Origin of the sequence: Agrococcus pavilionensis RW1 (assembly GCF_000400485.1) — a bacterium.
Classification (GTDB): Bacteria; Actinomycetota; Actinomycetes; order Actinomycetales; family Microbacteriaceae; genus Agrococcus; species Agrococcus pavilionensis.
Map to the genome: position 1 here is coordinate 107891 of NZ_ASHR01000028.1, position 21705 is coordinate 129595.

Genomic DNA, 21705 nt, shown 5'->3' on the forward strand with positions numbered 1-21705 from the left:
TCGTGATCGTCCAGTGCACTGCAGGGCAGTGAGCGGCGGAGAGCGCCGCGTTTGCAACCTGACGATTCTCGCACGGATGCGAATGTCCGTGCAACCCGGGCGTGTCGCGGCTTGGACCGCGGAACGACGCGGGGATCCGGGGCATGACGACGGGGGCGGGCCGCAGCCCGCCCCCGTCGCGCAGCGACTACTGCTGCTGTTCCTGCCGCGCCTGCTGGTCGCCCTGGCCGACGGCGCCGTCGACGTGCTCCTGCACGCGATCCGTGTGCTCGGCGAAGCGGCCGCCCGACATCGAGTCGAACGCGTCGCCCGCGCCCGCGATGCCCTTGTCGCTCGCCTGCTCGCCGTGCTCGCTGTTCATGGCGGCCTTGCCCTTGTCCACGAGGTCGTCGAGACCCATGCGCACCTCCTGTCCACTCCGCGCGCCGCCGGCGGCGGCGCTGCCCGACCACAGAAGCACGATCCGCGGCCGCGCGGCTGGGAGTGCGGTGCGACTTGCTAGCGTCGCGGGCATGCCCCCGCCGTCGACGCTCCCCCACGACCCGAGCTGGCCCCGCGCGGGGGGCTGGCCCGCGCTCGATGCGGTCGACGGCCCGCTCGACGCTGCCCTCGTCGGCATCGGCACGCACGCGACCTCGATCAGCCCGACCGCGGCGCACGGCACTCCGGGCGCCGTGCGCTCGGCGCTCCGCCGCAGCTCGCCGCACGCCGAGGGCGCAGACGTCGCGGCGCTGCGCATCGCCGACGCGGGTGACGCCCCGGATCCCGACGGCGACGAGCCGGCAGCGGCGCGCCTCGTCGCGCGTGCCGCGGCGCGCGCTCGGCTCGTGCTCGCGCTCGGCGGCGACAACGCCGCGACCGTGCCGGCGGCGCTCGGCGCGTGGGGCGAGCGCATCGGCACCGCGGGCCTCATCACGATCGATGCCCACCACGACCTGCGCGACGGCCGCAGCAACGGCTCGCCGGTGCGGCGGCTGCTCGAGGCGGGCCTCGACGGCCGGCGCGTCGTGCAGATCGGCATCCAGGACTTCGCGAACTCGGATGCGTACGCGCGCCGGGCGGCGGAGGCCGGCATCTCGGTCATCGGGCGGGACGCGTGCGAGGAGGCGCCGATGCGCGAGATCGCCGCTCGGGCGCTCGCGATCGCGGGCGCGGCCGGCGGCCCGGTGCACGTCGACGTCGACGTCGACGCGTGCGACCGGGCGGTCGCGCCCGGCTGCCCGGCCTCCCTGCCCGGGGGCCTCTCCGCGTGGCAGCTGCGGCAGCTCGTGCGGGCGCTCGCGTCGTCGCCCGCGGTGACGTCGATCGACTTCACCGAGGTCGACGCATCCGCCGACGCCCCCGACGGCCGCACGGTGCGGCTCGTCGCCGTGTGCGTGCTCGAGGCGCTCGCGGGCCTCGCCTCGCGGCCCCCGGCGAGCGCGGCCTAGAGCCCGCGCATCGTGAACGCGGCGGCGAGCGCGCCGCGGGCGGGCGGGAGCCCGAGCGCTCGCGCGAGCGCGAGGCGCGCGGCGCGACCCGCGGGCTGCACGGGCGCGCCCATGCCCATGTTCCACGCCGCGCGCCGCATGGCACGCAGGGCGGCGCGCCGCCGCGCCGCCGCGTAGGCGGCGAAGGGATCGGGGCCGGCCGCGGCCGCGATCGCACGATCGAGCTCGAGCGCGTCGAGCCAGCCGAGGCTCATGCCCTGCCCGCCGATCGGGCTCACCTCGTGGGCCGCGTCGCCGATGAGTGCGATCGGGCCGCGCGCGAACGTCGTCGCGAGCCGCTGCCGCGCGACGAACGCGCTCGCGGGGGCATCGGACGGCAGTCGGGGCGGCTCGGCGAGCCGCGCGGCGAGGATGGCCTGCAGTCGCTCGGCGGTCATGGCCGGCTCGGGCTCGCGCAGCCGCGCGACCCACCGGCGGGCGCCGCCGGGGAGCGGGAACGACTCGACGATGCCGTCGCGCTCGAGGTGGAGCAGGGCGATGCCGCGCGCGCCCGTGCCGTCGGGGCCGTCCGCCATCGCGTAGGGGCCCGTGCCGCGGTGCGCGCGGACGCCGATGCCGGCGAGCTCGCGCACGGTGCTGCGGACGCCGTCGGCGCCGACGACCCAGCGGGCGTCGACGCGGCCCTCCGCCGTCTCGAGCGCGACGCCGTCGGCCGCGGCGCGGACCCCGGTGGCCTCCGTGCCCTGCCGCAGCGCCCCGGGGGCGAGCGCCGCGAGCCGCTCGCGCAGCAGCGCCTCGGTGCGGTGCTGCGGCAGCGTGTGGATGAGGTCGTCGAAGCGCAGCCGCGCGAGCTGCCGGCCGCCGGCCAGCGCGATCCCGCCCCGCACCCGGTGCCCCTCGGCTCGCACGGCGGCGCCGACGCCCGCGGCGTCGAGGGCGCGGAGGCCGGGCGGGTGGATGCCGATCGCGCGCGAGCTGCGCGACGGCGACGCCCGGCGCTCGAGCACGACGACGTCGATGCCCCGCTGCGCGAGCAGGCAGCCGAGCAGCAGGCCGGCGGCGCCGCCGCCGACGATCGCGACGTCGCGGCGCTCGGTCACGGCACTCGCCGGACGAGCTCGAGCCGGTACGGGATGCCGCGGCGCACGCACCAGCCGGGCGGCGCGGCGGCGGCGAGCTCGCGCGCCGTGTGGCTGCGGCGGATGGAGGCGAGCCCGTCGGCGCGGATGAAGGTGCCGCGCAGGAGCGTCGGCTGGAACGGCGCGGTGCCCGCGGCGAACGCGGCGTAGGCGAGCGCCGAGCGCGCGATGTCGCCGTGCACCGCGACGCCGCCGGGCCGCAGGAGTGCCTCGGAGTCGGCGAGGATCGCGCCGAGCTCGGCGCCCGAGAGGTGGTGGAGCACGTGGTTCGAGAGCACGACGTCGAAGCGCTCGCCCGCGCGCGCGAGGTCGAGCGTCGTCGCTTGCCGCAGCTCGAGTCCCGGCACCGGCGGGAGCGAGCGCGCGTACGCGATCGAGCGCGCGTCGGGGTCGATCGCGACGACCCGGAGGTCGCCGTCGGCGGCGGCCCAGCGCAGCAGCCGGCGCGGGAGGTCGGCGCCGCCCGTGCCGATGTCGAGCAGCCGCACCGTCCCGCCTGCGCGGAGCCGCGGCCGCACCCACTCGCGGTAGACGGCGCGGGGCGCCGAGACGACGGCGTTGACGATGCCGAAGCGCGCGTAGGTGCGCTCGAGCGCCCGCGGGTCGCACGCGGGGTCGTCCATCTCCTCCCGCACGTCGGGGTCGCGCGAGCGCAGCTGCGGCAGCACGCCTCAGCCCTCGACGGTCAGGAGCGCCGACTCGACGGTGAGGCCCGGCCCGAAGGCCATCGCCGCGACCCGGTCGCCGTCTTGCGCGGCGCCGCCCTCGAGGATGCGCTGCAGCACGAACAGCACGGTCGCGCTCGACATGTTGCCGAAGTCGCGGAGCGTGTCGCGCGCGGGCTCGAGCTGCGCCTCGGAGAGCGAGAGCGTCGACTCGACGTGGTCGAGGATGCTGCGGCCGCCGGGGTGGATCGCCCAGTGCTCGATCGGGCTGCCGACGGCGCCGCCGCGGAGCGCCTCGACGAGCGACGGCTCGGGCTCGAGCAGCGGCTCGATCGCGCCGGTCACGTGCTCGCCGATGAGCGAGGGCACCGCGTTCGAGAGCACCATCTCGAAGCCGTGGTCGCCGATGCGCCACGCCATGTCGCCTTCGCCCTCGGGCGTCGTGCGGGTCGCGAAGCGGTCGAGGCGCAGCGCGCGCTCCCCCGGCTCGAGCGGCCTCGCCGTGACGATGCCGGCGCCGGCGCCGTCGCCGAAGAGGGAGGTCGCGACGATCGTGTCGGGGTCGTTGGAGGTGCGCAGGTGCAGGGTGCACAGCTCGACGCTCACGACGAGCACGACCGCCGACGCATCCGCCTCGCACAGCTGCGCCGCGAGCCGCAGCGCGGGCATCGACGCGTAGCAGCCCATGAAGCCGAGGTGGTAGCGCTGGACGCCGGCGGGCAGGCCGAGGTCGCGCGCGAGGACGAAGTCGGGCCCGGGCGCGTAGAAGCCCGTGCACGAGACGGTGATGACGTGCGTGACGTCGCCCGCCTCGATGCCGGGCGTCGCCGCGAGCGCCGCCCGGCCGGCCTCGACGTAGAGGCGCGTCGCGTGCTCGGCGTAGCGGTCGTTGCGCAGCCGCGTGCCGGGGTCGAGGATGAGCCCGCTCGAGCGGTCGTAGAACTCGGGCTGCGCGACCTCGGGGCCGCTCGTCGAGAGCTCCTCGAGCACGGTGTAGCGGCGCCCGATGCCCGAGAGGCCGAAGGAGGTCGAGACGATGCGCTGGGCGAGGCGGCTCAGCCCCGGCTGGCCGCCGAAGACCTCCGCGACCTCGGTCTGCTGGAGCTGCGTCGGCGGCACTGCCGTCGACAGGCCGCGAAGTCGCACCGTCATAGCGCGAGACTACGGCGCGCGTCCCTGAGGAACCTAGGAGCGCGGGCGGAGGACCGCTTCGCCGCGGCGCCACACCGCGTGCACGAGGGGCACGCCCGGTCGGTAGGCGAGGTGCGTCGCCGAGGGGGCGTCGAGCACCTGCAGGTCGGCGCGCGCGCCGGGGCGGAGGCGGCCGAGCGGCGGGAGCGGCTGCCCGTGCCGGTCGAAGCGCGGCGCGTCGCGATCGAGCGCGACGGCGCCGCCGAGGGTCGCGGCGCGCACGGCCTCCTCGACCGAGAGCCCCATCTGCAGCACGGCGGTCGCGACGCAGTACGCCATCGAGGTCGTGTAGCTCGAGCCGGGGTTGCAGTTGCTCGCGATCGCGACGACGGCGCCGGCGTCGAGGAGCCGCCGCGCGGGCGCGAGCGGCATGCGCGTCGAGAGGTCGCACGCGGGCAGCACCGTCGCGACCGTGCCGCGGCCGCCGTGCCACGAGTCGGCGAGCAGCGCGACCTCGTCGTCGTCGAGGAACGCGACGTGGTCGACGCTCAGCGCGCCGAGCTCGACCGCGAGCCGCACGCCCGGGCCCGGGCCCAGCTGGTTGCCGTGCACGCGCATCGCGAGGCCGCGCTCCTTCGCCGCCTCGAGCACGCGGCGCGATTGCGCCTCGTCGAACGCGCCGCGCTCGCAGAACACGTCGACGGCGTCGACGAGCGGCGCGACGGCCTCGAGCATCTCGCCCGCGACGAGGTCGACGTAGCCGTCCGCATCCGCCCCCTCGGGCACGAGGTGCGCGCCGAGGAACGTGACCGCGTCGGCGCGGCCGCGGGCGATGCGCGCCGAGCGGGCCTCGTCGGCGATCGTGAGGCCGTAGCCGGTCTTGACCTCGATCGCGGTCGTGCCGCCGCGCAGCGCCTCGTCGGCGAGCCGGTCGAGGGTCGCCGCGAGCTCGGGGTCGCTCGCCTCGCGCGTCGCGGCGACCGTCGCTGCGATGCCACCGGCGGCGTAGGGCTCGCCGGCCATCCGCGCCTCGAACTCCGCGGTGCGGTCGCCCGCGAAGACGAGGTGCGTGTGGCTGTCGACCCAGCCGGGCAGCACCGCGCGGCCGCCGACGTCGACGGCGTCGTCGGCCGCGGGCGCCTCGGCGGCCGGGCCGACCCACGCCACGAGCTCGCCCTCGAGCACGAGCGCCGCGTCGCGCATCCGGCCCAGCTCGTCGTCGTTCGTCGTGAGCTCGCCGATGCCGGTCACGAGGGTCGCCATCGTCACGCCCCTCGCCGCATGGGGATCGGGATGCCCTGCAGCTGCGCGAAGCGCTCGGCCTCGTCGTAGCCCGCGTCGACGTGGCGGATGACGCCCATCGCCGGGTCGTTCGAGAGCACGCGCTCGAGCTTCTCTGCTGCGAGCGGCGAGCCGTCGGCGACCGTCACCTGCCCCGCGTGGATCGAGCGGCCGATGCCGACGCCGCCGCCGTGGTGGATCGAGACCCAGCTCGCGCCCGAGGCGGTGTTGACGAGCGCGTTGAGCAGCGGCCAGTCGGCGATCGCGTCGGAGCCGTCGCGCATCGCCTCGGTCTCGCGGTAGGGGCTCGCGACCGAGCCGGAGTCGAGGTGGTCGCGGCCGATGACGATCGGCGCCGAGAGCGTGCCGTCGGCGACCATCTCGTTGAAGCGCAGCCCCGCGCGGTGGCGCTCGCCGGCGCCGAGCCAGCAGATGCGCGCGGGGAGCCCCTGGAAGTGCACCCGCTCCTGCGCCATGCGGATCCAGCGGTGCAGGTGCGCGTCGTCGGGGAAGAGCTCGAGGATCGCCTCGTCGGTGCGGCGGATGTCCTCGGGGTCGCCCGAGAGCGCCGCCCAGCGGAAGGGGCCCTTGCCCTCGCAGAAGAGCGGCCGGATGTAGGCGGGCACGAAGCCGGGGAACGCGAACGCGTCGGCGAAGCCGCCGAGCTGCGCCTCGGCGCGGATCGAGTTGCCGTAGTCGAAGACCTCCGCGCCCGCGCGCTGGAAGCCGACCATCGCCTCGACGTGGCGCGCCATCGAGGCGCGGGCGCGCTCGGTGAAGGCCGCGGGGTCGCGCTCGCGCTCGGCCGCCCAGTCGTCGAACGCGACGCCGCTCGGGAGGTACGCGAGCGGGTCGTGCGCGCTCGTCTGATCGGTGACGACGTCGATCGGCGCGCCCATCGCGAGCAGCGCCGGCACGACGTCGGCGGCGTTCGCGTGGAGGCCGATCGAGAGCGCCCGCCCGGCGTCCCTCGCCTCGATCGCGCGAGCGAGCGCATCCGCCACGTCCTCCGCCTCGACGTCGAGGTAGCGGTGCTCGATGCGGCGCGCGATGCGCGAGCGATCCACCTCGACGCAGATCGCGACGCCGTCGTTCATCGTCACCGCGAGCGGCTGGGCGCCGCCCATGCCGCCGAGCCCCGCGGTGAGCGTGATGGTGCCCGCGAGCGACTCGCGCCCGAGCTTCTGCGCGACGGCCGCGAAGGTCTCGAACGTGCCCTGCAGGATGCCCTGGGTGCCGATGTAGATCCAGCTGCCGGCCGTCATCTGGCCGTACATCGTGAGCCCCTCGGCCTCGAGCCGGCGGAACTCGGGCCACGTCGCCCAGTCGCCGACGAGGTTGGAGTTGGCGATGAGCACGCGCGGCGCCCACTCGTGGGTGCGCATGACGCCCACGGGGCGCCCCGACTGCACGAGCAGCGTCTCGTCGGCCTCGAGCGACTCGAGCTCGCGCACGATCGCGTCGAACGAGCGCCAGTCGCGCGCCGCGCGCCCCGTGCCGCCGTAGACGACGAGCTCGTCGGGGTGCTCGGCGACCTCGGGGTCGAGGTTGTTCTGCAGCATCCGCAGCGCCGCCTCCTGCGGCCAGCCCTTCGCGTGCAGCTCGCTGCCGCGGTGCGCCCTCACCTCGCGTGCGCCCTCCATGGCGTCCTCCTGTCCCTGTCGATCGTTCCGTCTCCGTCGTGCAAGCGCGTCATCGCGCGGCGGCGGCAGCGGGCGCCCAGGCGTCGGCCGAGCCGAGCAGGTCCGCCGCCACGAGCGCCCTGCCGCCGACGACGAAGGCGACAGATGCCTCGATGTCGCGGGCGAGGAAGCGGTCGGGCCCGATGCCCGGCACGCTCCTGCGCAGGTGCTCGACGACGCGGCCGGTCCGGGGCCCGGGCGCGTCGTCGCGCAGCTCGATGCCGCGCGCCGCCGTCATGATCTCGATCGCGAGCACGCGCCCGAGCCCGTCGATCGCGCGGCGCAGCTTGCGCGCGGCGCCCCAGCCCATCGAGACGTGGTCCTCCTGCATCGCGCTCGAGGGGATCGAGTCGACCGAGGCGGGCGCCGCGAGCCGTTTGAGCTCGGAGACGATGCCGGCCTGCGTGTACTGCGCGATCATGAGGCCCGAGTCGACGCCCGGGTCGTCGGCGAGGAACGGCGGCAGGCCGAAGGAGCGCGCGGGATCGAGGAAGCGGTCGGAGCGGCGCTCGCTCATCGAGGCGACGTCGGCGATCGCGATCGCGAGGAAGTCGAGCACCGCCGCGATCGGCGCGCCGTGGAAGTTGCCGTTCGAGACGACCCGGCCGTCGGGCAGCACGACCGGGTTGTCGATCGCGCTCGCGAGCTCGATCTCGGCGACGCGCGCGGCATGGGCGGCGGTGTCGCGCGCGGTGCCGTGCACCTGGGGCGCGCAGCGCAGCGAGTAGGCGTCCTGCACGCGCGTGTCCTCGGGGCCCTTGTGGCTCGCGACGATCGGGCTGCCCTCGAGCAGCGCCGCGATGTTCGCCGCGCTCGCCGCCTGCCCGGGGTGCGGGCGCAGCGCCATGAGCTCGGGCGCGAACGGCGCGTCGGTGCCGAGCAGCCCCTCGACGCTCATCGCCGCGGCGAGGTCGGCCGCGTCGAGCAGCTTGTCGAGGTCGGCGAGCGCGAGGCACAGCATCGCGAGCATGCCGTCGGTGCCGTTGACGAGCGCGAGCCCCTCCTTCTCGGCGAGCACGACGGGAGCGAGCCCGGCGCGCTCGAGCGCGGTCGACGCATCCATCACCTCGCCGCCCAGCTCCACGACCCCCTCCCCCATCGCCGCGAGCGCGACGTGCGAGAGCGGCGCGAGGTCGCCCGAGCAGCCGAGCGAGCCGTACTCGCCGACGACCGGCGTGATGCCGGCGTTGAGCATGCCGGCGTAGCGCTCGGCGGTCGCTCGGCGGACGCCCGTGCGGCCCGTCGCGAGCGTCTGGAGCCGCAGGAGCATGAGGCCGCGCACGACCTCGCGCTCGACCGCCTCGCCGCTCGAGGCGGCGTGCGAGCGGATGAGCGACTGCTGCAAGCGCGTGCGGTCGCCGGGCGCGATCGCCGTGTTCGCGAGCGCCCCGAAGCCGGTCGAGATGCCGTAGTGGGGCCGCTCGTCGGCCGCGAGCGCGTCGATCACGTCGCGCGCCGCGTCGATGCGCGCGAGCGCCGCGTCGCTGAGCGCCACGGGGGCGTCGAAGCGCGCGACCTGCACGACCTCGCGTCGGGTGAGGGGGTTGTCGCCGATGACCACTGCCACGACCCCATCCCAGCGCGCTCGACCGCTCGGCGCACCCGCTCGCCGCATACTGGTGTCTGAGATCTCAGACTCTGTTGCGGGAGGCGGCACGGTGGGAGCCCCGAGGATGCCGGCGGCGCGCAGCGCGCTGCGCGTGCTCGCGCTGCTCGCCGAGCAGCCCGGCCCCGTGCGCGCGGCGACGATCGCGCGCGAGCTCGGACTGCCGCGCTCGAGCGCCTACCAGCTGCTGCAGGTCATGCGCGACGAGGGCTTCCTCGTGCACTACCCCGAGCTCGGCGCGTGGGGAGCGAGCGCCCGCGTGCAGCAGCTCGGCTCGCGCGTCGCGGCTGCGACGCGGCTCGAGCGGCTCGCGCAGCCCATCCTCGACCGGCTCGTCGCCGCCGCGGGCCTCCCGGCGACGAGCCACCTCGCCGTGCTCGCGGGCCGCGACGTCGCTTACGCGGGCCGCGGCGAGGGCCGGCGCTCGCCCGCGACGGTCTCGCGCGTGGGCGTGCGGCTGCCTGCGGTGCGCACCGCGACGGGACGCGCGATGCTCGCGGCGCTCGGTCCCGACCAGGTGCGGGCGCTGCTGCCGCACGACCGCGACCTCGAGGGCGAGCGACCGGCGACGCGCGCGGCGCTCACGGCGATGCTCGCGGCCGTGCGTCGGCGGGGCTTCGCGATCGAGGAGGGCGAGGTGGATGCGTCCTACGGCTCGGTCGCGGCCGCCGCGCGCGATGCCGCGGGGCACCCCGCGGCCGCGGTGGGGCTGACGTTCCGGCTCGCCGACGCGCACGCCGCCGACTGGGCCGCGCTCGGCGCGCGCTGCGCCGACGCCGCCGCCGAGCTCACGCGGAGGCTCGGCGGCGGCTGAGCCGGCGGCCCAGGCTCACGCGAGGCGCGTCTCGATCGGCGTCGGGTTCGAGAACAGGTCGTGCACGGGGCAGTGGGCGTCGACGACGCGCCGCAGCTCCTCGAAGCGCTCGCGCTCGTGCGGTCCGTCGATGTCGACGACGACGCGCACGCCCGCGAACCCGGGCCGCACGTCGTCGGCGCCGAAGAGCCCGCGCACGTCGAGCTCGCCCTCGGCGCGCAGCTCGAGCCGGTCGATCGTCACCCCGAGCCGCTGCGCGTAGAGGCGATAGACGACCGTCTGGCACGCGAGCAGGGCACCGAGCGCCGCCTCGACGGGGCTCGCGCCGGCGTCGTCGCCCGCGAGCCCGGCGGGCTCGTCGATGAGCCACGAGTGGCGGCCCGCGGTGATGCGGGTCGCGACGGACCCCTCGGCGTCACCCGCGACGGCGACCGCGAGGCGCGCGCTCCCGGGGTCGGCGGCGAGCCGGTCGCCCCACGCGCGCTCGGCGCGCTCGAGGCGGCCCGCGCGATCGGCGGCGGTGACGGTGACGGCGGATGCGGTGGTGACGGGCATGCGGTGCTCCTTCGGTTCGGGATCCACACGCTCGCACGCGCGCGGCGGGCCGTGCAGCCCGCCGCGTCACGCGCCGTCATGCCGGGTCACGCGACGTCACGCGGCGCCGCTCGAGGCCGAGCGTCAGACCGGCCGCTCGTCCGCATCGGGCCCCGGGGGCTCGGAGCCCTCCACGACCGCCGCGGCCGCGTCGTCGGGCTCGAGCTCGGCGTTGGCCGTCGCATCGTCGCGCTCGATCGCCGCTCGGGCGAGGTCCGAGAGCTCGTCGTACGAGCGGCCCGAGAGGTCGCCCGAGATGCCGTCCGGGACGTCGGCGTCGAGCGCGAGCTCCGGCGCCTCGTCGTCGTCGCGGGAGCGCTCGGGCTCCTCGATGTCCTCGATGCCGTCGATGGGCTCGATGTCGTCGTGCTGCACGTCTCCCCCTCTCAGGACTGCGCCCTGTCGATGTCGTCGAGCGCGCTCGCGTCGCCCGCCGGGTCGCCGACCGGCGCGGCGGGGTCGAGCGTGCCCGGGCCCCGCGGCGCCGTGGGCGCCGTGGGCGCGCCGGGCGCGGTCGGGTCGGGAGCGGCCGGGTCGGGCTCGGCGACGCCGGCGTCGCCGGAGCCGACGGGGCCGCCCGGCACGTCGGGCGCGCCCGGGCCGGCCGGCAGCGACGAGCCGGAGGAGCCGACGGCCGCACCCGGCTGCTCGGCCTCGAGCTCCTCGATGCGCGCGCGGTGCTCGTCGATGCGCTCGAGCCCCTCGTCGACGGTGCGCTCGTAGCGCTCGCCGGTCGCGTCGGCGACGAAGTCCGACTGCCCGTCGCGATCCGCGTTCGGGTACGGCAGACCAGGCTCGCCGCCCGCGGGCAGCTGCCGGTCGTCCTCCGGCGGGTGGTCGCCGGCTCGGCGCACGGGCACCGTGTCGAGCGGGTCGGTGCCGTCGGGGCGCTTCGGCTCGTCGTCGAGGGGCTGGTCGCCGCCGTCGCGGATGGGGCTGTCTGCCATGCTCGCACCTCCAGGTCAGGGCCGGCACCGGTGCGCCGGCTCCGCTCCCAGCCAAGCACCGCCGGCTGGGAGCGGCATCAGTCAGTCGCCGCGCACGTCGACGGCGCCGCCGTCGAAGGGGTCGCCGAAGCCGCTCGCGTCGATGTCGGCGTCGCCGGGCTCGCCCGTGCCCATCGCGTCGGGCTCGGTCGCGGGCGAGCGGGTGCCCTCGGGCCCGAAGCCGTCGCCGCCCTCCTCCGAGCCGGTGTGGTCTGCCGCGGCCCAGGCGCCGCTCGTCGCCTCGGTGTCGGCGCTCGGCACGTTCGGGTCGGTGCTCGACTCGTCCGATCCGGCGCCGTCGGCGCCGATGAGCTCGTTCGCGGGCGATCGCGTGCCGGGCATCTCGTCGTCGCGCGGCTCGCGCGCCTCGTCGGCGAGGTCCTCGAATCCAGCCATGCTGCAGCTCTCCTCTCGCGCGGCCGCGGTCGCGACCGCTGCGACCAGCCAAGCGGATGCGGCTGGGAGCGCGCTCCCCGGGCTCGGGACGCCGGCCGTGCTCAGGAGACGGCGAGCCACCAGATGCCGGCGACGGCCTGCGCGATCGCGATGACGATCGCGATCGCGACGAGGGTCACGTGCACGGTGAGGAACCTCGTCGGCCGCCCCGCCGAGTCGCGGGCGCGCTCATCGCGCGCGACGCGCCGGAGGAAGGCGGGCCAGACGATGACGCTGAACGCGGCGCCGACGAGCAGCAGCATCGCGCCGAGCGTGCCGACCGCCTCAGGCATCGCGCGTCCCGTCGTCCTCGCGCTGCCACGCGATGCGCACGAGCCTGCGCAGCACGTCCTCGTCGATCGCCTCGAGCCGCTTGACGTAGACGCACCCCGCGCCCTCGGTGTACTCGCCGAGCTCGGGGAGCAGCGCCGCGCCCTCGGGGAGGTCCTTGAGCCCGTAGAGCGTGAGCGCAGCCCTCCGCGGCGACAGCGCGACCTTGGGCCAGTCGCCGGTCGAGGAGCCGGAGGGGGAGACGTAGCGGAACGAGCCGAAGCCGACCATCGACGGCCCCCACATGACGGGCTCGGCGCCCGTCTCCTCGCGGATGAGCGCCACGAGCCGCTTCGCGTCCTCCGCGCGCCGCGCGGGCTGCGCGGCGTCCAGGAAGTCGGCGACGCTCGCGTCGGTCGGCTTCGTCTTCGCCTCTGCCATGCCGACAGGCTAGTCGCCCCACGCGCGGGCGCGCGCTCCTCACAGCCCGGCAGCGAGCCGATCGCGCACGGCGGTCGCGAGCGACGCGGGCCACCAGGGCGCAGACCCGGCGACGCGCGCGGCGAGGTCGGCGATCGCCACCGCGGCGCCGAGGTCGGACCTGGCGAGGGCCGCCTCGAGCTCGGCGGCGATCGCCGGTTGCGCTGCCTCGGCGCGCCGCCACGGATCGTGCGGATCGCGAGGGCCGAGCGCGTCGGCGTCCGTGCCGCTCGCGGGCAGCGCTCCCGCGAGCTCGAGGAGCGCGCCGGCGGCGTCGAGCAGGTGCCTGCGCGCCGCGAGCCGCTCGCCGCGCGCGCCACGGCCGCCGCCGACGAGGAGCGCGCGGTGCAGCCGGGTCGCGGCGGTACGCGCGTCTCGGCGCGGCGGCTCGAGCGAGTGGCGCAGCCGCGACTCGAGGCCGCCGATGCGGTCGACGGCGATCCGGTACGCGTCAGCGCGGGCGAGGGCGAGCTCCTCGGGCGTGAAGACGGCGTACTCGAGCAGGTGCCCGTCATCGAAGACGACCCACGCGCCGTGCTCGGTGTCGCGCTCGTGCAGCACGATCCGGGTGCCGCGCGGCGGCAACCACGCGCTGCTCGCCCGGAGCTGCTCGGCCGCCCCCGGTGCGGCGACGACGAAGAAGTCGTGGTCGCTCCAGGCGTCGGGTGAGCGGGCGCCGTCGGCGGTGCTGCCGACGAGCACGAGGCCCAGCACGCCGTCCGCCTGAGCGGCCCACCCGGTCAGCGCCTCCGAGAGCGCGGCGTAGTCGTTCGGCTGCATCCGTGCACGATATCGATGCGCGGTGGTCTCCGCCGCAGACCCGGAGCAGCACGCTGCACGACGAGAACGGGGGCCCCTGCGAATGCAGGAGCCCCCGTTGGGCAGTCCGAAGACTACTTGATGATCTTCGTCACCGTGCCGGCGCCGACCGTGCGGCCGCCCTCGCGGATCGCGAAGCCGAGGCCCTCCTCCATGGCGATCGGCTGGATGAGCTCGACCGTCATGTCGGTGGTGTCACCGGGCATGACCATCTCGGTGCCCTCGGGCAGCGAGATGACGCCCGTGACGTCGGTGGTGCGGAAGTAGAACTGCGGGCGGTAGTTCGTGAAGAACGGGTTGTGGCGGCCGCCCTCGTCCTTGGCGAGGATGTACGCCGTGCCCTCGAAGTTCGTGTGCGGCGTGACCGAGCCCGGCTTCACGACGACCTGGCCGCGCTCGACGTCCTCGCGCTTGGTGCCGCGGAGCAGGAGACCGCAGTTCTCGCCGGCCCATGCCTCGTCGAGCTGCTTGTGGAACATCTCGATGCCCGTGACCGTGGTCTTCTGCGTCGGGCGGATGCCGACGATCTCGACCTCGGAGTTGATCGCGAGCGTGCCGCGCTCGGCGCGACCCGTCACGACCGTGCCACGGCCGGTGATGGTGAAGACGTCCTCGATCGGCATGAGGAACGGCTTGTCGCGGTCACGCACCGGGTCGGGGATGTTGTCGTCCGCGGCCTGCATGAGGTCGAGGATCGCCTGCGTCCACTTCTCCTCGCCCTCGAGCGCCTTGAGCGCCGAGACGCGGATGACGGGCGCGTTGTCGCCGTCGAAGTCCTGGCTCGAGAGCAGCTCGCGGACCTCGAGCTCGACGAGCTCGAGGATCTCCTCGTCGTCGACCATGTCCGACTTGTTGAGCGCGACCATCAGGTACGGCACGCCGACCTGCTTCGCGAGCAGCACGTGCTCGCGGGTCTGCGCCATCGGGCCGTCGGTGGCGGCGACCACGAGGATCGCGCCGTCCATCTGCGCCGCACCCGTGATCATGTTCTTGATGTAGTCGGCGTGACCCGGCGCGTCGACGTGCGCGTAGTGGCGCTTCGGCGTCTCGTACTCGATGTGCGAGATGTTGATCGTGATGCCGCGCTGGCGCTCCTCGGGAGCCGAGTCGATCGAGGCGAAGTCGCGCTGCACGTTGGTCGCCGACGGGTACTTGTCCGCCAGGACCTTGGAGATCGCAGCCGACAGCGTCGTCTTGCCGTGGTCGACGTGACCGATCGTTCCGATGTTGACGTGCGGCTTGGTCCGCTCGAACTTGGCCTTAGCCACTATGTCCTCCTAGGACTGTTCTCATGAGTGCACCGCCGCTTCGCGGCAGAGCGTTCGGTGGTGTTGAACTATGGTACTTGCGCCGCGGGCTCAGAGAAACCGCGGCAGGTCGGTGGGGCCGGGGCGGCGCTCGCCGCCCCGGGCACTCACTCTCCCTTGCTCTTCTGGACGATCTCGTCCGAGACGGCCTTCGGCACCTCGGCGTAGGTCGAGAACTCCATCGAGTAGACGGCACGGCCGGACGTCTTCGACCGCAGGTCGCCGACGTAGCCGAACATCTCCGACAGCGGCACGAGGGCCTTGACGACCTTCACGCCCTGGGCGTCCTCCATCGACTGGATCTGCCCGCGACGCGAGTTCAGATCGCCGATGACGTCGCCCATGTACTCCTCGGGCGTGCGCACCTCGACCGCCATGAGCGGCTCGAGGAGCACCGGCTGCGCCTTGCGCGCGGCCTCCTTGTACGCCATCGAGCCGGCGATCTTGAACGCCATCTCCGACGAGTCGACGTCGTGCGCGGCGCCGTCGAGCAGCGTCGCCTTCACGCCGACCGTCGGGAAGCCGGCGAGCACGCCGACCTGCATCGCGTCCTGCATGCCCGCGTCGACCGAGGGGATGTACTCGCGGGGCACGCGACCGCCGGTGACGGCGTTCACGAACTCGTACGTCTGCTCCGCGGTGATCTCGAGCGGCTCGAGCTTGATCTGCACCTTGGCGAACTGGCCGGAGCCACCCGTCTGCTTCTTGTGGGTGTAGTCGTACTTGTCGACCGTGCCCTTGATCGTCTCGCGGTAGGCCACCTGGGGCTTGCCCACGTTGGCCTCGACCTTGAACTCGCGCTTCATGCGGTCGACGAGGATGTCGAGGTGCAGCTCGCCCATGCCCTTGATGACGGTCTGGCCCGTCTCGGGGTTGTTCTCGGTGCGGAAGGTCGGGTCCTCCTCGGCGAGCTTCTGGATGGCCGTGGAGAGCTTCTCCTGGTCGGCCTTCGTCTTCGGCTCGATCGCGACCTCGATCACGGGCGCGGGGAACGTCATCGACTCGAGCACGACCTGGTTCGACGGGTCGCTCAGCGTGTCGCCGGTCGTCGTGTCCTTGAGGCCGATCACCGCGTAGATGTGGCCCGCGGTCATCGAGTCGACCGGGTTCTCCTTGTTGGCGTGCATCTGGAAGATCTTCCCGATGCGCTCCTTCTTGCCCTTCGTGGAGTTCGCGACTGCGGCGCCCGACTCCACGTGGCCCGAGTAGACGCGCACGTAGGTGAGGCGGCCGAAGAACGGGTGCACGGCGACCTTGAACGCGAGCGCGGCGAACGGCTCGTCGCGGTCGGCGTGGCGCTCGATGACGACCTCCTCGTCGCGCACGTCGCGGCCGGGGATGGCCGGCACGTCGACGGGCGAGGGGAGGTAGTCGACGACCGCGTCGAGCATCGGCTGCACGCCGCGGTTCTTGAACGCCGAGCCGCACAGCACGGGGTAGAGCTCGGAGTTGATCGTCATCTTGCGGATGGCGGCCTTGATCTCGGCGACCGAGATCTCCTCGCCCTCGAAGAACTTCTCCATGAGCGCGTCGTCGCTCTCGGCGATCGTCTCGATGAGGGCTGCGCGGTACTCCTCGGCCTTCTCCTTGAGGTCGGCCGGGATCTCCTCGACGGCGTACTCGGCGCCCATCTTCACGTCACCCTTGGCGTCGCCGCGCCAGGTCTTCGCGTTCATCTCGACCAGGTCGACGATGCCCTCGAAGCTGCTCTCCGCGCCGATCGGCAGCTGGATGACGAGCGGGCGCGCGCCGAGGCGGTTCACGATCGTGTCGACCGTGAAGTAGAAGTCGGCACCGAGCTTGTCCATCTTGTTGACGAAGCAGATGCGCGGCACGTCGTACTTGTCGGCCTGGCGCCACACCGTCTCGGACTGGGGCTCGACGCCCTCCTTGCCGTCGAAGACGGCGACCGCGCCGTCGAGCACGCGGAGCGAGCGCTCGACCTCGACCGTGAAGTCGACGTGACCGGGGGTGTCGATGATGTTGATCTGGTTCTTGTCCCAGAAGCAGGTCACGGCGGCCGACGTGATCGTGATGCCGCGCTCCTGCTCCTGCTCCATCCAGTCGGTGGTCGCTCCGCCGTCGTGCGTCTCGCCCATCTTGTGGTTGACGCCCGTGTAGAACAGGATGCGCTCGGTCGTGGTGGTCTTGCCGGCATCGATGTGGGCCATGATGCCGATGTTGCGGACCTTGTTCAGGTCGGTGAGCACGTCCTGTGCCACAGGGTTCCTCCGATGGTGGATGGAGCGGGTGAGTTGGTGAGGTGAGGGCGGCGCCGGTGGGCTCCGCCCTCACCAGTGCTGGATTACCAGCGGTAGTGCGCGAAGGCCTTGTTCGACTCGGCCATCTTGTGCGTGTCCTCGCGACGCTTCACGGCGGCGCCGAGGCCGTTCGAGGCGTCGAGGATCTCGTTCATGAGGCGCTCGGTCATCGTCTTCTCGCGACGCGCCTTGGCGTACGAGACGAGCCAGCGCAGCGCGAGCGTGTTCGCGCGGTGCGGCTTGACCTCGACGGGCACCTGGTAGGTCGAGCCGCCGACGCGGCGCGACTTCACCTCGAGGGTGGGGCGGATGTTGTCGAGCGCCTTCTTGAGCACGGTCACGGCGTCCTGGCCCGACTTGGTGCCGACGCCGGCGAGCGCGCCGTAGACGATGCGCTCGGCGAGGCCCTTCTTGCCGTCGAGGAGGATCTTGTTGACGAGCTGCGAGACGATCGGTGCGCCGTAGACGGGGTCAGCAACGACCGGGCGCTTGGGAGCGGGACCCTTGCGAGGCATTACTTCTTCTCCATCTTCGCGCCGTAGCGGCTGCGAGCCTGCTTGCGGTTCTTCACGGCCTGGGTGTCGAGCGCGCCGCGCACGATCTTGTAGCGCACGCCGGGGAGGTCCTTCACTCGACCGCCGCGCACGAGCACCATCGAGTGCTCCTGGAGGTTGTGGCCCTCACCGGGGATGTAGGCGGTGACCTCGGTGCCGTTCGAGAGCTTCACGCGCGCGACCTTGCGGAGCGCCGAGTTCGGCTTCTTGGGAGTGGTGGTGTAGACGCGGGTGCAGACGCCGCGCTGCTGGGGGTTCGCCTTGAGCGCCGGCGCCTTGGTCTTCGAGACCTTCGGCGACCGGCCCTTGCGGACCAGCTGCTGGATGGTGGGCACGTTGCTTCTTCCTGCTGCACGGTGACAGCGATTTCGATGTGGTTCGCCGGCTCGGCCGGCTCCATCGGTGATCCACCGCACGCGCTCTCGCGCGCTCTTCTCAGGTGGTGGATATGCCGTGGGGGCTCGCGGACCGGTGTCCGCTGCCCGAGTGCTGCCCGCCCGCTCCCCGCGCATGACGCAGGGCGCGCGTGTGCGCACACCCGGTCAATGGTAGGGCCACCGCCCATGCACGGTCAAGCGTCGGCCGCGACTCGATCCGGAGCCTCGAATCGGGCGGCGGTCGCGATCGCGTCGCACAGCGCGAGCAGCAGCGCGGCGGGCGCGATGAGCGGCACGTCGACGTGCAGGAGCGCGGCGCGCCGCTCGCCGGGCACCGTCACCCAGTAGTCGACCGCGAGCGCGGGGGTGGCGCCCTCCCCGAGCGGCACGTCGCGCACGCCCGGTCGGCGCAGGATGCGCGAGCGACCCGCGTCGAGCACCCGGTCGTCGGGGCCGGGCGCCGCGGTGCCGCCCGCGCCCTCGTGCGCGGCGCGCAGCACGAGCGGCACGAGCGCCGCCATCACCGCGTCGGGCTCGGTGGAGGCGGCGGTCGGCACCGGCACCCCGCGGTAGACGGATGCGACGGCGGGCAGGGGCACGTCGGCCTCGAGGGCGATCCCCACGTGCACCTCCGCCGCGCCCGCCGCCTCGGAGCGCTCGAGCGCCGCCTCGAGCCGCTGCCGCAGGGCGATGCGGAGCGGCGCCCGCTCGTCGCCGGCCCCGAGCAGTCGGGCCGCGAGCTCGCGGATGCGCTCGCGCGCGCCCGCCTCGCCGACCGGCAGCCGCACCCACTCCCCCGGCAGCCGCAGCGCGAGCCTCACGAGCCGCTCCCCGCGAGCAGCAGGATCTCGCCGCCCGCGGCGACCGCTCCCTCGACCGAGGCCGCGCCGAGCGCGGCGCGCGCGTCGAGCGGATGCCGGACGCCGCCGTCGAGCCGCTCGAGCGCGAGGCTCGCGGGCACGCCCGGCATCGTCGCGCGCAGCGCGTCGACCGCCGCGCGCACGACGCGGCCCGCCGCATCCGCCCCCTCGTCGTCGACGAGCAGCGAGACCCGCACCGACCGGCTGCCGGGCAGCCCGTCGACCGCGACCGCGGCGCGCGCCGCGGCGACGCCCTCGATCGACTCGAGCAGCCGCTCGAGCTCGGGCTCCCTCCCCGTCGCGCCCACGTCACCGGCCCCGCTCGAAGATCGACGCGTGGGCCCGCTCGACGCCGACGAAGAAGCGGTCGAGGTCGTGGAGCGCCATCCAGGTGGCGGCCGGCCCGGGCGCATCGCCCTGTCGCTGCATCGTCACCTGGTAGGCGAGGCCCTCGTGGGGCACGAGCCCGGCGCCGGGCGGTGGCGGCACGCGCACGCTCAGCCGGTTCGGGTCGCCGCTCAGGTCGAGCTTGCCGGGCGCCTCGGCGAGCGGCACGGGGTCGGGCAGTCCGCCGCCCGCGTGCTCGATCGAGAGCACCGGGATGTGCGTCGGGATGGGCGCGTCGTCGATCGGGGCGCCGGCCACGATGACGGCGTCGACGTCGTACACGGCGGTGAAGGCGGGGTCGGCGGCGAGGTTCGCGGCGGTGATGCCGCCGAGGCTCCATCCCGAGAGCAGCACGCTCGAGCCGGGTGGCACGCCCGCTTCGGCCATCGCGAGCGCGACGGCCTGCTCGAGCTGCGTGGGCGCGGTGCCGAGCTTCGCGGCGACGTCGGAGTGCACGTCGTCGATCGACGACGAGCCGGGCCGCCACACCTGCGTGCTCGGGATGCTCACGCGGTAGGCCGTCGAGCCGTCGGCGCCCGTCACCGCCGTCACGGTCACCATCGTGGATGCATCGGGGTCGGGCAGGGCCGCGTCGTCCGGCGCGCCCGCGTGCGCGTCGACCGCGCGGTTGTCGGCCTGCAGCCGCGCGAGCAGGTCGCCGGCGCTGCCCGCGATCCCGGTGCGCGGCTCGAGCGGGCCGCTCCACAGCAGCACGGGAGCGCCCGCGTCGCCGGCGATGAGCCAGTCGACGACGCCGGGCAGCGTGCCGTGGAGCCACGCGATCGTGCCGCTCACGAGCGCCGCATCGATCGAGCCGGTGCGCGCGAGCGTGCCGACGAAGGCGGCGGCGCCGCCGTTCGCGACCCACGTCGCGACGAGCGCGAGCGCGACGCCGGCGAGCAGCGCGCCGACGAGGCCCGTCGCCGCGAGCGCGATCGCGAGCGCCGCGGCGACGAGCGCCCCGATCGCCGCGAGCACCGCCGCGCCGAGCCACGCGAGGGCGTCGACGACCGCGTCGCGGATCGCGTCGAGGAGGCCGGAGACGGCGCCGCGCACGTCGTCCCACCACGAGTCGCCGATCGCCGAGCGCTCGATCTCTGCGCGGATGCGCGCCGATGCCTCCTCGGCCGCCCGCCGCTTGCGCTCGGCCGCGGCGCGCCAGTCGGCCTCCGCCTCGGCGCGGCGGCGATCGTGCAGCTCGGCGAGCGACTGCTGCTCGGCCGCGGCGCGCTCGAGCGCGGCCGCCGCATCGGCACCGCTCGCGAGCGCCGCGAGCCGGTCGCGCTCCGCGAGCGCCTCCGCCCTCGCCGCTTCGGCGATCCGCCACTCGTCGATCGCCGCGTCGGCGCTCTGCTGCGCCGCGCGCAGCTCCTCGGCGTAGTCGACGAGCGCCTGCCCCGTGACGCGATAGCGGGAGGTCGCCGAGCCGAGCTGGCCCGACACCTCCGCCGCGTCCTCGCGCACGCGGTCGAACGCCCGGGCGACGGTCGCGTCCTCGTCGCGGATGGCGAGCAGGTGCTCGATCGCCTGCTCGATCGCCGCGGCGGTGCGGAGGTAGGCGTCGCCGTGCCCCTCGACCGCTTGCCACTCCCCGCTGAGCTGCTCGAGGGTCATCCCGCCGCCAGCTGCCGGTCGGTCTCGCGGAAGCCGGTCGCGATGCCCGCGATGCGCTCGGCGAGCGCGTGGGCCGCCTCGCGGTACCGCTCGCGGTTGTCGTCCCACGTGTCGGCGAACGCGAGCACGCTCGAGGCGAGCCCGTCGTGCCCGACGGCGTCCGCGGCCGCGGCGCTCGAGCGGTCGGAGCCCCCGAGCTGGCGCGCGACGAAGCCGAGCTCGGCGACCGCGGCGTCCAGGTCGCCGTAGGTGATGCGGATGTCGGCCACTGCGCCTCCTCGTGGAGCCGACGCTACGCATCCCCCGCCGCGGCAGTGAATGGGCAGGAGTGCCCATGGACAGCGGTCGCGGCGCGGGCCACGGAGGTCAGGCTCGCGGACGCCGCCAGCGCAGCGTCGAGACGCACGCGTCGAGCAGGAGTCGCTGGCCGTCGACGAGCGGATCCTCGACATCCATGTCGACCGGCCGGTTGATGGTCGCGGTCAGCTGCAGCGCCCGGCGGCGCTGCGTGCCGGGCACGGGCGTGAGGTAGACGACCGTGAGCACCCGCAGCGACTCGCCCTGCACGGTCTCGAGCCGGTCGCGCTCGAAGCGCACGATGCGCTTCGACTCGTCGAGCGGCGCCGCGTCGTACTCGAGGATCGCGTGGCGCACGACCTCGTCGAGCGTCACGTCCGGTTGGGCGCGGCGGATGGAGGCGAGGATCGACGACGAGAGCCACAGCGTGTCGTCGCCCTCCTCGGTCGGCGTGAAGAACGCGACGACGTCGCCGCGCTGCATCGCCTCGAACGAGTCCTGCAGCATGCGCTGCGCCTGGGCGTAGAGGTCGGGCCGGTGGGCGCGCAGCATGCGCTCCCGGATGCCCGCCGCCATCGCGTCCTGCGTGGCGCGGTCGGGCGCGTGCCTCGCCCAGCCGGGCGGCAGCTCGAGCTCGAACTCGGGGTCGGGCGCGGCTCCGAGCTCCGCGCGCAGGTCGGGCTGCTCGCTCATGCGTCCTCCTCGATCGTGGATGC

The 21705-nt window shown here is 74.7% G+C and carries 25 protein-coding genes; 2 read left to right on the plus strand and 23 right to left on the minus strand.

Annotation, left to right across the window (positions count from 1 at the left end; all coding sequences use genetic code 11):
* Positions 1-187: 187 nt before the first annotated feature.
* Positions 188-400: an Rv0909 family putative TA system antitoxin gene (locus L332_RS24255; protein ID WP_021010897.1), complete on the minus strand. Its 213-nt coding sequence runs from the start codon at positions 398-400 to the stop codon at positions 188-190.
* A 112-nt stretch (positions 401-512) separates the two neighbouring features.
* Here L332_RS24255 and L332_RS24260 point away from each other — a divergent pair, with 112 nt between their 5' ends.
* Positions 513-1430, plus strand: coding sequence for an arginase family protein (locus L332_RS24260; protein ID WP_021010898.1), 918 nt, complete (start codon positions 513-515; stop codon positions 1428-1430).
* Here the strand turns inward: L332_RS24260 and L332_RS24265 are convergent.
* From L332_RS24265 to hutH, 6 genes are read right to left on the minus strand one after another with little or no spacing between them, the layout of a single operon-like run.
* Entirely contained in the window at positions 1427-2530 is a 1104-nt protein-coding gene (locus L332_RS24265; RefSeq protein WP_021010899.1) for an FAD-dependent oxidoreductase, read from the minus strand. The genes L332_RS24260 and L332_RS24265 overlap by 4 nt on opposite strands.
* Complete coding sequence (locus L332_RS24270; RefSeq protein ID WP_021010900.1) at positions 2527-3237, minus strand: methyltransferase domain-containing protein; 711 nt, start codon at positions 3235-3237, stop codon at positions 2527-2529. Before L332_RS24270 ends, L332_RS24265 begins: the two co-directional genes overlap by 4 nt.
* A 3-nt stretch (positions 3238-3240) precedes the next feature.
* Entirely contained in the window at positions 3241-4386 is a 1146-nt protein-coding gene (locus L332_RS24275; protein WP_021010901.1) for a type III polyketide synthase, read from the minus strand.
* A gap of 33 nt (positions 4387-4419) precedes the next feature.
* Positions 4420-5628, minus strand: coding sequence for an imidazolonepropionase (hutI, locus tag L332_RS24280; RefSeq protein WP_021065048.1), 1209 nt, complete (start codon positions 5626-5628; stop codon positions 4420-4422).
* Between the two features lie 2 nt (positions 5629-5630).
* Entirely contained in the window at positions 5631-7289 is a 1659-nt protein-coding gene (gene hutU, locus L332_RS24285) for a urocanate hydratase (RefSeq protein ID WP_021010903.1), read from the minus strand.
* A 49-nt stretch (positions 7290-7338) separates the two neighbouring features.
* Positions 7339-8943 carry a histidine ammonia-lyase gene (hutH, locus tag L332_RS24290; RefSeq protein WP_052588696.1) on the minus strand — a complete coding sequence of 535 codons (1605 nt, stop codon included), beginning with the start codon at positions 8941-8943 and terminating at the stop codon, positions 7339-7341.
* Between the two features lie 43 nt (positions 8944-8986).
* On the opposite strand from hutH, the gene L332_RS24295 reads away from it, so the two are divergent.
* Positions 8987-9748, plus strand: a complete 762-nt coding sequence (locus L332_RS24295; protein WP_021010905.1) for an IclR family transcriptional regulator — start codon at positions 8987-8989, stop codon at positions 9746-9748.
* Between the two features lie 15 nt (positions 9749-9763).
* On the opposite strand, the gene L332_RS24300 is transcribed toward L332_RS24295, so the two are convergent.
* The 16 genes from L332_RS24300 to L332_RS24370 all read right to left on the minus strand — a co-directional run bounded on the left by L332_RS24300 (position 9764) and on the right by L332_RS24370 (position 21682).
* On the minus strand, positions 9764-10303 hold the full coding sequence (locus L332_RS24300; RefSeq protein WP_021010906.1) for an OsmC family protein: 540 nt from the start codon (positions 10301-10303) through the stop codon (positions 9764-9766).
* Between the two features lie 123 nt (positions 10304-10426).
* The gene (locus tag L332_RS29515; protein WP_021010907.1) at positions 10427-10717 is read right to left on the minus strand and encodes a hypothetical protein; all 291 of its coding nucleotides are present in this window, start codon (positions 10715-10717) and stop codon (positions 10427-10429) included.
* 11 nt (positions 10718-10728) lie between these two features.
* Complete coding sequence (locus L332_RS24305) at positions 10729-11289, minus strand: hypothetical protein (RefSeq protein ID WP_021010908.1); 561 nt, start codon at positions 11287-11289, stop codon at positions 10729-10731.
* A gap of 81 nt (positions 11290-11370) precedes the next feature.
* Positions 11371-11724: a hypothetical protein gene (locus L332_RS24310; RefSeq protein ID WP_021010909.1), complete on the minus strand. Its 354-nt coding sequence runs from the start codon at positions 11722-11724 to the stop codon at positions 11371-11373.
* 101 nt (positions 11725-11825) lie between these two features.
* Complete coding sequence (locus L332_RS24315; protein WP_021010910.1) at positions 11826-12056, minus strand: SCO4848 family membrane protein; 231 nt, start codon at positions 12054-12056, stop codon at positions 11826-11828.
* Positions 12049-12474 carry a DUF1801 domain-containing protein gene (locus L332_RS24320; RefSeq protein ID WP_021010911.1) on the minus strand — a complete coding sequence of 142 codons (426 nt, stop codon included), beginning with the start codon at positions 12472-12474 and terminating at the stop codon, positions 12049-12051. Before L332_RS24320 ends, L332_RS24315 begins: the two co-directional genes overlap by 8 nt.
* A 39-nt stretch (positions 12475-12513) precedes the next feature.
* Positions 12514-13293 (minus strand): hypothetical protein, encoded by a 780-nt coding sequence (locus L332_RS24325; RefSeq protein WP_021010912.1) that lies wholly within the window; start codon positions 13291-13293, stop codon positions 12514-12516.
* Between the two features lie 113 nt (positions 13294-13406).
* Positions 13407-14600, minus strand: coding sequence for an elongation factor Tu (tuf, locus tag L332_RS24330; protein ID WP_021010913.1), 1194 nt, complete (start codon positions 14598-14600; stop codon positions 13407-13409).
* Positions 14601-14746: 146 nt separating this feature from the next.
* Entirely contained in the window at positions 14747-16861 is a 2115-nt protein-coding gene (fusA, locus tag L332_RS24335) for an elongation factor G (RefSeq protein ID WP_021010914.1), read from the minus strand.
* A gap of 83 nt (positions 16862-16944) precedes the next feature.
* Positions 16945-17415, minus strand: coding sequence for a 30S ribosomal protein S7 (gene rpsG / locus L332_RS24340; protein ID WP_021010915.1), 471 nt, complete (start codon positions 17413-17415; stop codon positions 16945-16947).
* A complete protein-coding gene (rpsL, locus tag L332_RS24345) occupies positions 17415-17789 on the minus strand; it encodes a 30S ribosomal protein S12 (RefSeq protein ID WP_021010916.1) in 375 nt (124 codons plus the stop codon). Before rpsL ends, rpsG begins: the two co-directional genes overlap by 1 nt.
* 236 nt (positions 17790-18025) lie before the next feature.
* A complete protein-coding gene (locus L332_RS24350; protein ID WP_021010917.1) occupies positions 18026-18652 on the minus strand; it encodes a hypothetical protein in 627 nt (208 codons plus the stop codon).
* On the minus strand, positions 18649-18999 hold the full coding sequence (locus L332_RS24355; RefSeq protein WP_021010918.1) for a hypothetical protein: 351 nt from the start codon (positions 18997-18999) through the stop codon (positions 18649-18651). Before L332_RS24355 ends, L332_RS24350 begins: the two co-directional genes overlap by 4 nt.
* 1 nt (position 19000) lies before the next feature.
* Positions 19001-20692 (minus strand): alpha/beta hydrolase, encoded by a 1692-nt coding sequence (locus L332_RS24360; protein ID WP_021010919.1) that lies wholly within the window; start codon positions 20690-20692, stop codon positions 19001-19003.
* Entirely contained in the window at positions 20689-20961 is a 273-nt protein-coding gene (locus L332_RS24365) for a hypothetical protein (RefSeq protein WP_021010920.1), read from the minus strand. The genes L332_RS24360 and L332_RS24365 overlap by 4 nt, the downstream gene beginning before the upstream one ends.
* Positions 20962-21058: 97 nt before the next feature.
* Positions 21059-21682 (minus strand): hypothetical protein, encoded by a 624-nt coding sequence (locus L332_RS24370; RefSeq protein WP_021010921.1) that lies wholly within the window; start codon positions 21680-21682, stop codon positions 21059-21061.
* Positions 21683-21705: the final 23 nt, after the last annotated feature.